The sequence below is a fragment of the Enterobacter cloacae complex sp. P24RS genome (genome assembly GCF_014982165.1).
In the GTDB taxonomy this organism is placed as follows: domain Bacteria; phylum Pseudomonadota; class Gammaproteobacteria; order Enterobacterales; family Enterobacteriaceae; genus Enterobacter; species Enterobacter quasihormaechei.
Map to the genome: position 1 here is coordinate 77,517 of NZ_JADCKU010000001.1, position 14,599 is coordinate 92,115.

The following is a 14,599-nucleotide window of genomic DNA, read 5'->3' on the forward strand; positions in this document are numbered from 1 at the left end:
GTAGGTCGGGTAAGCGTAGCGCCACCCGACAAAACGGCTAGCACAGTTCTAACTGCACATTATTATCCTTAATCACCTGCATCACCCCCGCCGGCGGCATTACGTCGGTATAGACCGCATTCACTAGGCCAATGCTGCCCATGTTCACCATCGCGTTACGGCCATACTTCGAGTGGTCCACCACCAGCATCACGTGGCGCGAGTTCTCAATAATCGCGCGCTTGGTGCGCACCTCGTGATAATCAAACTCCAGCAGCGAGCCGTCAGTGTCGATGCCGCTGATCCCCAGAATGCCGAAATCGAGGCGGAACTGGGAGATAAAATCGAGCGTCGCTTCACCGATAATGCCCCCGTCGCGGCTGCGTAGCTCGCCGCCCGCGAGAATGATGCGGAAATCATCTTTCTGCATCAGGGTGTTGGCCACGTTCAGGTTGTTAGTGACCACGCGCAGGTTCTCGTGATCCAGCAGCGCGTGGGCGACCGCTTCCGGCGTGGTGCCGATATCAATAAACAGCGTCGCGCCGTTCGGGATCTGGCTCGCAACCTTACGGGCGATACGCTCTTTCTCTGCCGTTTGCGTCGCCTTACGGTCATGCCACGAGGTGTTCACCGAGCTGGACGGCAGCGCGGCGCCGCCGTGATGCCGCAGAATACGGTTCTGATCGGCAAGGTCATTCAGGTCACGACGGATGGTTTGCGGGCTGACGGCAAACTGCTCCACCAGCTCTTCCGTACTGACGTATCCCTGTTTTTTGACCAGTTCGATAATGGCGTCATGACGTTGTGTTTGTTTCATCAATTATCCCTGAGAATTATGTTCGTTTTCGCGCATGGAGCGTATCGGCAAGCGCCATCGCCAGCCCGACCGCCAGGCCGGTAACGTGCGCACCATTGGCGATAGACATACCAAACAGATCAAACCATCCGGCAATAAGCCATATTAACGCAAAGGTTATTAATCCACGTTGTAAATAGATGCCGCTTTCCGGGTCGCGCTCGCCTCTGAGCCAGGCGTAGCCCATCAGGGCGTAAACCACGCCGGATAACCCGCCAAACCACGGACCGCTGAATTTATGCTGCACATAGCCGCTCAACAGGGCGCTGATCACGGTGATGACAATCAGCTTGCCGCTGCCGAGCCGCTTCTCCACCGCCCCGCCGAGATACCACCACCACAGCAGGTTAAAGAGGATATGCATCACCGAGAAGTGCATCAGCGCATGCGTGAAGTAGCGCCAGACGTCAAATTGCAGGGAGGGATCGTACGGCCATGCAAGGGCAATCATCACGCTCTGGTCGCCCACCACGTTCATAATGATAAAGACGATGATGCAGGCCGCCATCAGCAGCAGGGTAAACGGCCCTGAGCGCTCGCGGAGGGTGGCGAGAAAAGGAAAACGTTGATAGTGCAGGCCACTGCCCGTCTGGCCGGACTGCCAGCTTGCCGCCAGATAGCGCGGGTCGCCCGGGTTTTCCAGAAAACGCGCCAGCTCGGCGTTCACGCGCTCGGCCTGGCTTTCGTCCGCCAGCCAGACATCCGTCTGCGTATGCTGCTGAATAGTCAGGATTATGCCCTGCGTCGCCATATAGTCGACAAACGCCTGGGCGACGCGTGGGTTGCTAAAAGAGGTGATCATCAACATGGGCAGCGGTCGCTTATTTCCACACAAAAGGGAACAGTATAGCGGGATCAGCGCTCAAACGCGTATTCAACTTCTGCCGGGAAATGACGGTGCCAGGCATCAAAGCCGCCGTCGACGCTGTACACCGCATCGTAGCCCTGCTGGATCAGATACTGCGCTGCGCCTTTACTGCTGTTGCCGTGGTAACACATCACCATCACCGGGGTTTCGAAGTCGTTATCGCGCATAAACGCGCCCAGCGTGTCGTTGGTCAAATGGAACGCGCCCGGCGTGTGGCCCATGGCAAAGCTCTGCGGATCGCGGATGTCCACCAGCACCGCGGTTTTCTGGTGCATCTTCTGATGGGCTTCTTCTACGTTAATACATTCAAACTGATCCATGGTGTTCTCTTTACAGTGGTCAACGACAAGATTTTACCCCGTAGTGTACGTCCTGGCGGCGGGTAAACGCCATTATGTTATCCATATCACTCTAAATTGTTTTTTTGATGTTACCAAAAGCGCGTTCCTTTGCTATTATGAGCGATATCGAACATTTCTGAGCTTTAACGAAAGTGCATGAGGGTGTTATGGAAACCAAAGATCTGATTGTGATAGGCGGTGGCATCAACGGTGCCGGTATTGCGGTTGATGCCGCAGGACGCGGTTTATCCGTGCTGATGCTGGAAGCTAACGATCTCGCCTGCGCGACGTCGTCCGCCAGCTCCAAGCTGATCCACGGTGGCCTGCGCTACCTGGAACACTACGAATTCCGCCTGGTCAGCGAAGCGCTGGCCGAACGCGAAGTGCTGCTGAAAATGGCCCCGCATCTGGCGATCCCAATGCGCTTCCGCCTGCCTCACCGCCCGCACCTGCGCCCGGCGTGGATGATCCGCATCGGCCTGTTTATGTACGATCATCTCGGCAAACGCACCAGCCTGCCGGGTTCGAACGGTTTGCGTTTTGGCTCAGAATCGGTCCTTAAGCCTGAAATCGTGCGCGGTTTCGAATATTCCGACTGCTGGGTGGACGATGCGCGTCTGGTGCTGGCTAACGCCCAGATGGTCGAGAAGAAAGGCGGCGAGGTGAAAACCCGCACCCGCGCGACCGCCGCCCGCCGCGAAAACGGCCTGTGGATTGTGGAAGCGGAAGACGTGGATACCGGCGAGAAGTTCAGCTGGAAAGCACGCGGCCTGGTGAACGCCACCGGCCCGTGGGTGAAGCAGTTCTTCGACGATGGAATGCACCTGCCTTCACCGTACGGCATTCGCCTGATCAAGGGCAGCCACATTGTGGTGCCGCGCGTACATACTCAGAAGCAGGCCTACATCCTGCAAAACGAAGATAAACGCATCGTGTTTGTGATCCCGTGGATGGACGAGTTCTCCATCATCGGCACCACCGACGTGGAGTACAAAGGCGATCCGAAAAACGTTGAGATCGACGAGAGTGAAGTCAGCTACCTGCTGAAGGTGTACAACGCGCACTTTAAGAAACAGCTGGCGCGCGATGACGTGGTCTGGACCTACTCCGGCGTGCGTCCGCTGTGCGATGACGAATCTGACTCACCGCAGGCCATCACCCGCGATTATACGCTCGATATTCACGACGTAGACGGTCAGGCGCCGCTGCTGTCGGTGTTTGGCGGCAAGCTCACCACCTACCGCAAGCTGGCCGAGCACGCGCTGGAAAAACTGGCGCCGTACTATAAAGGCATCGGCCCCGCGTGGACCAAAGAGGCGGTACTGCCGGGCGGGGATATCGGCGATAACCGCGACGATTACGCCGCGAAGCTGCGTCGCCGCTTCCCGTTCATCACCGAAGGGATGGCTCGCCACTATGCCCGCACCTACGGCAGCAATACCGAGCTGTTCCTCGGCGACGCGAAAGAGATTAGCGACCTGGGCGAACATTTCGGTCATGAGCTGTATGAAGCGGAGCTGCGCTACCTGGTTGAACACGAGTGGGTGCGCCGCCTGGACGATGCCATCTGGCGTCGTACTAAAGAAGGGATGTGGCTGAATGCCGAGCAGCAGTCTCGCGTCGCGCAGTGGCTGGCGCAGCATGCGGGAAAGCGTGAATTGTCGCTGGCGTCCTGAGGGTGAAAAAAAATGCCCGGTGGCGCTGCGCTTACCGGGCCTACAAGATCGAGTAGGCCGGGTAAGGCGGAGCCGCCACCCGGCTTTGTTTTACAACCGCACCGGATCAATATGCCAGATGTTCTCGGCATACTCCTTGATGGTTCTGTCTGACGAGAAGTACCCCATGTTGGCGATGTTGTGCATCGCGGCGCTGGTCCACTTCTCCTGCTGACGGTACAGCTCGTCTACCCTGTCCTGACAGTCCACGTAGCTGCGGTAATCCGCCAGCACCTGATAGTGATCGCCGAAGTTAATCAGCGAGTCCACCAGGTCACGATAGCGTCCAGGCTCCTCAGGGTTAAACACCCCGGTGGCAATTTGCGTCAGCACCTGGCGTAGCTCTTCATCCTCTTCGTAATATTCGCGCGGCGAGTAGCCCTGCTTGCGAAGCGACTCCACTTCTTCCGCCGTATTGCCGAAGATAAAGATGTTCTCCTCCCCCACATGCTCCAGCATCTCGACGTTTGCGCCGTCCAGCGTGCCGATGGTCAGCGCGCCGTTCAGGGCAAACTTCATGTTGCTGGTGCCGGACGCTTCCGTCCCCGCCGTGGAAATCTGCTCGGAGAGATCCGCCGCCGGAATGATCAACTGCGCCAGGCTCACGCTGTAGTTCGGGATGAATACTACCTTCAGCTTGTCGCCAATGTCCGGATCGTGGTTGACCACCTTCGCCACATCGTTGATGAGGTGAATAATGTGCTTCGCCATGTAGTACGCAGACGCCGCTTTGCCGGCAAAGATTTTCACGCGCGGCACCCATTCCGCCGTCGGGTCAGCCTTAATGCGGTTGTAGTGGGTGATCACGTGTAGCACGTTCATCAGCTGACGCTTGTACTCGTGGATACGCTTGATCTGCACGTCAAACAACGCTTTCGGGTTCGCCACCACGTTGAGGTGCATCGCCAGCCACACCGCCAGACGTTTCTTGTTCAGCAGCTTGGCTTCCCGTACGGCTTTGTTCACCGTCGGGAAATCAATGTGCTGCTCAAGCTCGCTCAGCTGGCTCAAATCGGTGCGCCAGGTGCGGCCAATGTTCTCATCCAGCACGTCGGAGAGCGGCTGGTTCGCCAGCGCCAGCCAGCGGCGCGGCGTGACGCCGTTGGTCACGTTGCAGAAACGCGTCGGGAAGATCTTCGCGAAGTCCGCAAACAGCGACTGCACCATCAGGTTCGAGTGCAGCTCTGACACGCCGTTCACCTTGTGGCTGATCACCACCGCCAGCCAGGCCATGCGTACGCGGCGTCCGTTGGATTCATCAATGATCGACGCGCGGCTCAGCAGGCCGGTATCGTTCGGGTACTGCTCCTGCAAGGTCTTGAGGAAGTAGTCGTTGATCTCGAAGATGATTTGCAGATGGCGCGGCAGAATTTTACCGAGCATGTCCACCGGCCACGTCTCCAGCGCTTCACTCATCAGCGTATGGTTGGTGTACGAGAACACCTGACAGGTCACCTCAAACGCGTCGTCCCAGCTGAACTTATGCTCGTCAATCAGCAGGCGCATCAGCTCGGGGATCGACAGCACCGGATGGGTATCGTTGAGGTGAATCGCGGTTTTCTCCGCCAGGTTGGCGTAGGTTTTATGCAGCTGATAGTGACGGCTGAGAATATCCTGAATCGTTGCCGAGACGAGGAAATACTCCTGACGCAGGCGCAGCTCGCGGCCCGAATAGGTGGAGTCATCCGGATAAAGCACGCGGGAGACGTTCTCGGAGTGGTTTTTATCTTCCACCGCCGCGAAGTAGTCGCCCTGGTTGAATTTACCCAGGTTGATCTCGCTGCTGGCCTGCGCGTTCCACAGGCGCAGCGTGTTGGTCGCATCGGTGTCGTAGCCGGGGATGATCTGGTCATAGGCCACGGCGAGGATCTCTTCGGTTTCCACCCAGCGGGATTTTTTCCCTTCCTGCTGAATACGCCCGCCAAAACGCACCTTGTAGCGCGTGTTGTGGCGCTTGAACTCCCACGGGTTACCGTATTCCAGCCAGTAGTCCGGGGACTCTTTCTGACGGCCATCGACGATGTTCTGCTTGAACATGCCGTAGTCGTAGCGAATACCGTAGCCGCGCCCCGGCAGCGCCAGCGTTGCCAGCGAGTCAAGGAAGCACGCGGCAAGACGCCCCAGACCACCGTTACCCAGCCCCGGGTCGTTCTCTTCGTCAATCAGCTCTTCTAAATCCAGACCCATCTCTTCCAGCGCGTTTTTGACGTCGTCATAAATCCCGAGCGACAGCAGCGCGTTGGAGAGGGTGCGACCAATCAAAAACTCCATCGACAGGTAATACACCTGTCGCGTCTCCTGCGAAAGCTGGGCGCGGTTGGAGCGCAGCCAGCGTTCGACCATACGGTCACGCACCGCAAACAGCGTGGCGTTCAGCCATTCGTGCTTGTTGGCAATAACGGGGTCTTTCCCAATGGTAAACATCAGCTTATAGGCGATGGAGTGCTTTAACGCCTCAACGCTGAGCGTGGGGGAAGAGTAGCTAAATGGAGCGTTCATATCTGTCACTTCGCCTCGTTACATCAAGCGTTGATAAAGGTCGCGGTAGGACTGCGCCGCAACGTGCCAGCCAAAGTCCATGGACATCGCCTGACGTTGGACATAACGCCACAGGGATGGACGGGACCACAAGACGAACGCACGCCGGATCGCCCGAAGCAGCGACCAGGCATTACTGTCCTCAAAGACAAACCCGCTGGCGATACCGTCCGCCAGGTTTTCCAGAGAGCTGTCAGACACCGTATCCGCCAGCCCGCCCGTGCGCCGCACCAGCGGCAACGTGCCATATTTCAGGCCATAGAGCTGCGTCAGGCCGCAGGGCTCGAAACGGCTCGGCACCAGAATCACGTCCGCGCCGCCCATGATGCGGTGCGAAAACGCTTCGTGATAACCGATCTGCACGCCCACCTGCCCCGGGTGTTCCGCCGCGGCCGCCAGGAAACCTTCCTGCAATACCGGGTCGCCCGCGCCAAGCAGCGCCAGCTGGCCGCCCTGCTCCAGTAATCCCGGCAGCGCCTCCAACACCAGATCCAGCCCTTTCTGGCTGGTCAGGCGGCTGACCACCGCAAACAGCGGCACCTTGTCGTTGACCTTCAGCCCCATCGCAATCTGTAGCTGGCGCTTGTTTTCCGCTTTGTCTTCCACCGAGTCGCGACCATAGCGCGCCGCCAGCAGGAGGTCCGTTTCCGGATTCCAGATCTGTTCATCCACGCCGTTCAGAATGCCCGACAGGCGGCCTTCACGGTGGCGCTGTTGCAGCAGCCCTTCCATACCGTAACCGAACTCCGGCTGGGTAATTTCACGCGCGTAGGTTGGGCTGACCGCCGTAATGTGGTCGGCGTAGTACAGCCCCGCCTTCAGGAACGAAATCTGTCCGTTAAACTCCAGCCCGTGCATGTTAAAGAACGACCATGGCAGATCGATGTCATTCATGTGATGGGCGTAATACATGCCCTGATACGCCAGGTTGTGCACGGTAAACACCGATTTGGCCGGATGCCCCTTCGCCGCCAGATACGCGGGTGCCAGCCCCGCATGCCAGTCGTGCGCGTGCACCACGTTCGGACGCCAGAACGGATCCAGCCCGACGGCCATCTCCGCCCCCACCCAGCCGAGCAGGGCAAAGCGCAGCACGTTATCGGTATAGGCGTACAGGTTGGTATCGTGATACGGGCTGCCGGGACGGTCGTATAAATGCGGCGCATCAATCAGGTAAATGCCTACCCCATTGTAATGTCCAAACAGCAGGGTGATACGTCCCGCGAAGGTCTCGCGACGGGAAACAACCTTTGCGTCAGGAATACCGCGCCGGATATCCGGAAAAGCGGGCAACAACACGCGGGTATCTACCCCTCCGGCAATTTGCGCCGCCGGTAGTGCACCAAGAACATCCGCCAGTCCGCCCGTTTTTAACAACGGGAACATCTCAGAACATACGTGTAAAACCTGCATCATCGCTCCTGTTTGATTTGCAGCTTCCGCAACATTTCCCGTGTTACTAACACGATCCCCTCTTCCGAACGGTAGAAACGACGCGCATCTTCTTCCGCGTTTTCCCCAATCACCATCCCTTCGGGAATGACGCAGGCGCGGTCAATGACGCAGCGACGCAGACGACATGAGCGCCCTACCCAGACGTCCGGCAGCAGGACTGCCGAATCGATATTACAGAATGAGTTTATACGCACGCGCGGGAACAGCACGGACTGCACCACCACCGAACCGGAGATAATGCACCCGCCAGAGACCAGCGAGTTCAGCGTCATACCGTGGCTGCCGGAGCGGTCCTGCACGAACTTCGCCGGCGGCAGCGATTCCATATGGGTGCGTATTGGCCAGTTCTGGTCGTACATATCCAGCTCAGGCGTCACGGACGCCAGATCGAGGTTGGCTTTCCAGTACGCTTCCAGGGTTCCCACATCGCGCCAGTAGGGTTCCGCATTCGGATCGGACTGTACGCAGGACAGCGGGAACGGATGTGCATACGCCATGCCAGCTTTGGTAATTTTCGGGATAATGTCTTTGCCGAAATCGTGGCTGGAGTTTTCGTCTGTGTCGTCTTCTTCCAGCAGTTCATAAAGATAGTCAGCATCAAAGACATAGATCCCCATGCTGGCGAGCGATTTGGTGTCATCCCCCGGCATGGTTGGCGGGTTCGCCGGCTTTTCAACAAAATCGATAATCTTGTCGTCCGCATCCACGTGCATCACGCCGAACGCGGTTGCTTCCGCAACGGGCACCGGCAGACACGCCACGGTGCAGCGCGCCCCTTTTTCGACATGGTCGATCAGCATGTGGGAGTAATCTTGCTTGTAGATGTGGTCCCCCGCGAGGATCACGACGTATTCCGCGTTGTAGCGGCGAATGATGTCGAGGTTTTGGGTCACCGCATCCGCCGTGCCGCGGTACCAGTTTTCCCCGTGTACGCGCTGCTGCGCGGGAAGCAGATCGACAAACTCGTTCATCTCTTCGCTGAAGAATGACCAGCCGCGCTGAATGTGCTGCACCAGCGTGTGCGACTGATACTGCGTAATGACGCCAATGCGGCGAATGCCTGAGTTCAGGCAGTTGGAGAGTGCAAAATCGATAATACGGAACTTACCACCAAAGTGAACCGCTGGCTTGGCGCGCTTGATGGTCAAATCTTTCAGACGGGTACCACGCCCGCCCGCAAGTATCAGGGCAACTGTTTTTAATGGTAGCTGGCGCGCCAACATTAACGGATCGTTCTTCTCTAATCTAACCATGACTAACTCCTTTTTTATCATCTTTGGAATACGCACACTCCGTGCGCAGGCCCGTGCCAGACAGCCATAACAACCGGATTATCCGCTCCGGCAAAGGGAGGAATGGCTCGCCATTCCCCGTCAGGTAAAACAATCTCTGCGACGTCATCCGTCGCGTTCAGCGTCACCAGCCACGCATCCGAAAGCAGGATTTGCAGACAGGGTATGCCGTGTTGCCACTCTTGCGCGCTTAACGGTTGCGCGTCTTTATTCAGCCAGCGAACGTTGCCGTCGCCCTCTTCCCACCAGCTGTCGGCGGTGAGCGCGGGGATGCGCTGGCGAAGATGGATCAGCGCCGCGGTGAAATGAGCCAACCCGCTGTTCGCTTCTCCCCAGTCGAGCCAGGTCAGGGTGTTGTCCTGGCAATAGGCGTTGTTGTTGCCGTGCTGGCTGTGACCGTGCTCATCGCCTGCCAGCAACATTGGCGTGCCCTGCGACAACAAAAGCGTCGTCAGCAGCGCATGAACGCTGGCGCGTCGCCGCTCGATCACGTCCAGACTTCCGCCTAACCCTTCTATACCATGGTTAAAGCTATGGTTATTGTTAGTCCCATCGCGATTCTCCTCGCCGTTTGCCTCATTGTGTTTCTGATTGAAACAAACGCAGTCGCGCAGCGTGAAACCGTCGTGTGCCGTCACCAGGTTAATGGTGGCCGACGGACGTTTTCCGTCGCGCTTAAAGAGATCGCTCGAGCCGGCAAAGCGTCCGGCGAACTCTCCGAGCGACAGATCGCGCGCCAGCCAGAAGCGACGGACAGCGTCGCGGAAGTGATCGTTCCACTCGGCAAACAGCGGCGGGAAGTTCCCCACCTGATAACCGCCTTCACCAATGTCCCAGGGTTCCGCAATCAGCTTCACCGTTGAGAGCACCGGGCAGTTTTTTATCGCCTCAAACAGCGGCGCCTGCTGGCTAAATGCCGGAGTGCGCCCCATCACCGGCGCCAGGTCGAAACGAAAACCGTCCACGTGGAACGTCTCAACCCAGTATTTCAGGCATTCGTACGCGTAATGCGTAACGGCCGGATGGCTGAGGTTGAGGGTGTTACCGCACCCGGTCCAGTTCTCATAATCCCCGTCGTCCCTGATCCAATAATAGCTACGGTTATCGATTCCGCGCTGTGAGAGCGTTGGACCGTCAAGATCGCTTTCCGCACTGTGGTTCAGCACCACGTCCAGAATGACCTCAATGCCCGCCGCGTGAAGCGCCTTCACCGCATCACGAAACTCGTCCCGCGCTTTCTCCGGATGTACCGCGTAGCGCGGGTCGAGCGCGAACATCGCCAGCGGGTTGTAGCCCCAGTAGTTGCTTAACCCAAGACGCTGAAGACGCGGCTCGCTGGCAAAATGCGCCACCGGCAGTAGCTCCAGCGCGGTGATCCCTAACTGTTTCAGGTAAGCGACCATCGTTGGATGCCCCAGCGCTTTGTAGGTGCCACGCATCTCTTTGGGGATCGACGGGTGCAGATACGTCAGCCCTTTGACGTGGGCTTCATAGATGACGGTATTCCCCCACGGCGTACGCGGCGGGGCATCATCTTCCCAGTCGTAGAGATCGTGCACCACCACGCTTTTGGGCGCGACGGGCGCGCTGTCGCGGTGATCAGGTTCGCCGTAGCCGACGTGGAACAGCAGGTCGTCTTTAAATTCGCCGTCCACGCGGTGCGCGCACGGGTCAATCAGCAGCTTTGCCGGGTTAAACCAGTGCCCCTGAGATGGCTCCCACGGGCCGTGAACCCGAAAACCGTAGTGCATTCCCGGACGCCCGCCGGCCAGGTAGCCGTGCCAGGTATCCCCCGTGCGGGACGGTAAATCGTAACGGTGCTCGTTACCTTCCCCGTCAAACACACAGAGTTCCACCCGCTCCGCATGGGCAGAAAAGAGCGTGAAGTTCACCCCCTTTCCGTCAAAACTCGCCCCGAGCGGTTCGGGTTTACCTGCCGAGAGCTGCGTCATTCGCCCTCCCGCACCAGCCAGATGGTGCTCAGCGGCGGCAGCGTCAGGCTCAGGGAGTTCGGACGACCGTGGCTTTCAATCGCATCGCTCTGCACCAGCCCGCCGTTACCGGCGTTACTGCCGTGGTAATGCATGGAGTCGGTGTTCAGAATTTCGCGCCATTTACCCGGCTGGTTAATGCCGAAGCGGTAGTGTTCGCGCGGCACTGGCGTGAAGTTGCTGGCAACGATGATCTCGTTACCCGCTTTGTCACGACGGACAAAGACAAACACCGAGCGCGCGTGGTCGTCCACCACCAGCCACTCAAAGCCGTACGGATCGAAGTCCAGCTCGTGCAGCGCTTTGTGGTGGCGGTAGGTCAGGTTCAGGTCGCGCACCAGACGCTGTACGCCGTGGTGCCAGTTGTCCGCGCCTTCCAGCAGGTGCCAGTCAAGGCTGGTGTCGTGGTTCCATTCGCGCCCCTGCGCAAATTCGTTGCCCATAAACAGCAGCTTTTTGCCGGGGAAGGCAAACATCCATCCGTAATAGGCGCGCAGGTTGGCAAACTTCTGCCACGGGTCCCCCGGCATGCGGTCGAGAATAGATTTTTTGCCGTGCACCACTTCATCGTGCGACAGCGGCAGCATGAAGTTTTCGGTGTAGTTGTAGAGCAGCCCAAAGGTGAGCTTATCGTGGTGATACTGACGATAAACCGGGTCGAGCTTCATGTAGTCGAGCGTGTCGTGCATCCAGCCGAGGTTCCACTTGTACCAGAAGCCCAGGCCGCCCATTGACGGTGGACGGGAAACGCCCGGAAAGTCCGTGGACTCTTCCGCCATGGTCACGGCACCTTCCACCTGTTCGCCGATGATGCGGTTGGTGTTGCGCAGAAACTCAATCGCTTCGAGGTTTTCACGTCCGCCAAACTCGTTCGGGATCCACTCGCCCTCTTTGCGGCTGTAGTCACGGTAGATCATCGACGCCACCGCATCGACGCGCAGGGCATCAATGCCGAAGCGTTCGATCCAGTACAGCGCATTCCCCACCAGGTAATTCGACACTTCACGGCGACCGTAGTTGTAGATCAGCGTGTTCCAGTCCTGGTGATAGCCTTCGCGCGGGTCGCTGTGCTCGTACAGCTTCGTGCCGTCGAACTCTGCCAGCGCAAAATCATCCGACGGGAAGTGGCCCGGTACCCAGTCGAGGATGACGTTCAGCCCGGCGGCGTGCGCGGCATCAATGAAATAGCGGAAGTCATCGCGGGTGCCGAAGCGGCGCGTAGGCGCATACAGCCCGGTTGGCTGGTAGCCCCAGCTGCCGTCGAACGGGTGTTCGTTGATCGGCAGCAGCTCCAGATGGGTAAAGCCCATCCATTTGGCGTACGGCACCAGCTGGTCCGCCAGCTCGCGGTAGCTCAGCCAGAAGTTGTTGTCCGTGTGGCGACGCCAGGAGCCGAGATGCACCTCATAGACGGAGATCGGCGCATCAAAGCGGTTGGCCTGCTTGCGCTCCTCGCTCTGGACGACCTTTTCCGGCAGGCCGCAAATCAGCGAGGCGGTATTCGGGCGCAGTTCAGCCTCAAAGGCGTACGGGTCAGATTTAATGCGCAGCTTGCCGTGCGCGTCGATCATCTCGAATTTGTAGAGCTGGCCGTTATGCGCCCCGGGGATAAATAGCTCCCAGATGCCGGTTTCCCGGCGCAGGCGCATCGGGTGACGACGACCGTCCCAGTAGTTGAACTGCCCAACGACGGAGACGCGCTGGGCGTTTGGCGCCCATACGGCAAAGCGCGTGCCGGTGATACCGTCCATGGTATCCGCGTGGGCACCCAGCGTTTCGTAGGGGCGTAAATGGGTTCCTTCGGACAGCAGCCAGGCATCCATCTCTTTTAAGAGCGGCCCAAAGCTGTAGGGATCGTCAATCAGGTTTTGCTGACCGTGCCAGATAACGGCAAGCTGATAGCGAAAGGGGTTTTTACGGCGAGGCATGACGCCCGAGAAGAAGCCACGCGAGTCGAGGCATTCCAGATTACCCACCTTGCGGCCGGTTTTGGGTTCGATAACCCAGACTTCTGTCGCATCCGGTAACAGCGCCCGAACTTCCAGTCCGGCCTCTGTACGGTGCATCCCTAGCACAGAAAAGGGGTCGGCAAAATGACCCGCAATAAGCGCATTAATCACGTCTCTCGAAATACGATCGGACATGGTATTCATCCTGTTTTTTTATGTCGCCCTTTTTACGCGCTCCGGGACGACTTTTAATGTGACCTAAACGGTGCAGTTAATCCTCTCTGCTCCGCCCTACCCTCAGGTGAGAAATAAATCTTCCTTAAAGCATAGCCAACGTCGTGGTTCCTCCTGATAAAAAATAAGACATCTGCGTTTTACTCCATGTAGTACGCAAAAAAAGGGGGTGACAATCACCCCCCGTGTTTAACAAATTATTACGCCAGCTGGCGCAGCATGCGGCGCAGCGGCTCGGCGGCACCCCACAGCAGCTGGTCGCCAACGGTGAACGCGGAGAGATACTCCGGCCCCATGTTCAGCTTGCGCAGGCGGCCAACCGGCGTGGTCAGCGTGCCGGTAACGGCAGCCGGGGTGAGCTCGCGCATGGTGATATCGCGATCGTTTGGCACCACTTTCGCCCACGGGTTGTGCGCGGCCAGCAGCTCTTCCACGGTCGGAATAGACACATCTTTTTTCAGTTTAATGGTGAAGGCCTGGCTGTGGCAGCGCAGCGCGCCGATACGCACGCATAGACCGTCAACCGGAATAGTGTTCGCGGTGGCGAGGATTTTGTTGGTCTCCGCCTGGCCCTTCCACTCTTCGCGGGTCTGGCCGTTATCCAGCTGTTTGTCGATCCACGGGATCAGGCCACCGGCCAGCGGTACGCCAAAGTTATCCACCGGCAGCTCGCCGCTGCGGGTCAGCTGAGTGACTTTGCGCTCGATGTCGAGGATGGCGGATGCCGGGTCTGCCAGCTCGGCCGCGACGCTTTGGTGCAGCTGGCCCATCTGGGTCAGCAGCTCGCGCATGTGGCGTGCGCCGCCGCCGGACGCGGCCTGGTACGTTGCCACGGAGACCCACTCCACCAGATCCTGCGCGAACAGGCCGCCGAGGGACATCAGCATCAGGCTGACGGTGCAGTTGCCGCCAACAAAGGTTTTCACGCCGTTGTTCAGGCCGTCGGTGATGACGTCCTGGTTAACCGGGTCGAGAATAATGATGGCATCGTCTTTCATGCGCAGCGACGAGGCCGCGTCAATCCAATAGCCCTGCCAGCCGCTTTCACGCAGCTTCGGATAGATTTCGTTGGTATAATCGCCGCCCTGGCAGGTCACAATAATGTCGAGTGCCTTCAGCGCTTCCAGATCGTAAGCATCCTGCAACGTGCCTGTGGTACCCCCAAAGGACGGTGCAGCCTGGCCGAGCTGGGAAGTGGAGAAGAAGACCGGGCGGATGGCGTCGAAATCGCGCTCTTCAACCATGCGTTGCATGAGTACAGAGCCGACCATACCGCGCCAGCCGATAAAACCAACGTTTTTCATAGCATTTTTTTCCTGCAAGGGGTGTGTGCTGATTGTGCAAGCCAGTATTGAACTGGGATATGCTTCACATTACAAAA

Annotated in this window: 10 protein-coding genes; 1 reads left to right on the forward strand and 9 read right to left on the reverse strand. The window is 58.3% G+C overall.

Annotation, left to right across the window (positions count from 1 at the left end):
• Window positions 1–37: 37 nt before the first annotated feature.
• From INF58_RS00370 to glpE, 3 genes are read right to left on the reverse strand one after another with little or no spacing between them, the layout of a single operon-like run.
• Window positions 38–796, reverse strand: a complete 759-nt coding sequence (locus INF58_RS00370) for a DeoR/GlpR family transcriptional regulator (RefSeq protein WP_193526776.1) — start codon at window positions 794–796, stop codon at window positions 38–40.
• Between the two features lie 16 nt (window positions 797–812).
• Window positions 813–1,643, reverse strand: a complete 831-nt coding sequence (glpG, locus tag INF58_RS00375; protein ID WP_193526777.1) for a rhomboid family intramembrane serine protease GlpG — start codon at window positions 1,641–1,643, stop codon at window positions 813–815.
• A 47-nt stretch (window positions 1,644–1,690) separates the two neighbouring features.
• Entirely contained in the window at window positions 1,691–2,023 is a 333-nt protein-coding gene (gene glpE, locus INF58_RS00380) for a thiosulfate sulfurtransferase GlpE (RefSeq protein ID WP_063865391.1), read from the reverse strand.
• A gap of 188 nt (window positions 2,024–2,211) precedes the next feature.
• On the opposite strand from glpE, the gene glpD reads away from it, so the two are divergent.
• Window positions 2,212–3,720: a glycerol-3-phosphate dehydrogenase gene (gene glpD, locus INF58_RS00385; RefSeq protein ID WP_193034088.1), complete on the forward strand. Its 1,509-nt coding sequence runs from the start codon at window positions 2,212–2,214 to the stop codon at window positions 3,718–3,720.
• Between the two features lie 90 nt (window positions 3,721–3,810).
• On the opposite strand, the gene glgP is transcribed toward glpD, so the two are convergent.
• The 6 genes from glgP to asd all read right to left on the reverse strand — a co-directional run bounded on the left by glgP (window position 3,811) and on the right by asd (window position 14,522).
• Window positions 3,811–6,258, reverse strand: coding sequence for a glycogen phosphorylase (gene glgP, locus INF58_RS00390; protein WP_112792200.1), 2,448 nt, complete (start codon window positions 6,256–6,258; stop codon window positions 3,811–3,813).
• 18 nt (window positions 6,259–6,276) lie between these two features.
• Window positions 6,277–7,710 (reverse strand): glycogen synthase GlgA, encoded by a 1,434-nt coding sequence (glgA, locus tag INF58_RS00395; protein ID WP_063865387.1) that lies wholly within the window; start codon window positions 7,708–7,710, stop codon window positions 6,277–6,279.
• Window positions 7,710–9,005: a glucose-1-phosphate adenylyltransferase gene (glgC, locus tag INF58_RS00400; protein ID WP_063449532.1), complete on the reverse strand. Its 1,296-nt coding sequence runs from the start codon at window positions 9,003–9,005 to the stop codon at window positions 7,710–7,712. The genes glgA and glgC overlap by 1 nt, the downstream gene beginning before the upstream one ends.
• Window positions 9,006–9,022: 17 nt before the next feature.
• Window positions 9,023–10,996, reverse strand: coding sequence for a glycogen debranching protein GlgX (glgX, locus tag INF58_RS00405; protein WP_193526778.1), 1,974 nt, complete (start codon window positions 10,994–10,996; stop codon window positions 9,023–9,025).
• Window positions 10,993–13,179 (reverse strand): 1,4-alpha-glucan branching enzyme, encoded by a 2,187-nt coding sequence (gene glgB, locus INF58_RS00410; RefSeq protein WP_112792203.1) that lies wholly within the window; start codon window positions 13,177–13,179, stop codon window positions 10,993–10,995. Before glgB ends, glgX begins: the two co-directional genes overlap by 4 nt.
• A gap of 239 nt (window positions 13,180–13,418) precedes the next feature.
• Window positions 13,419–14,522, reverse strand: coding sequence for an aspartate-semialdehyde dehydrogenase (gene asd, locus INF58_RS00415; protein WP_063842136.1), 1,104 nt, complete (start codon window positions 14,520–14,522; stop codon window positions 13,419–13,421).
• Window positions 14,523–14,599: the final 77 nt, after the last annotated feature.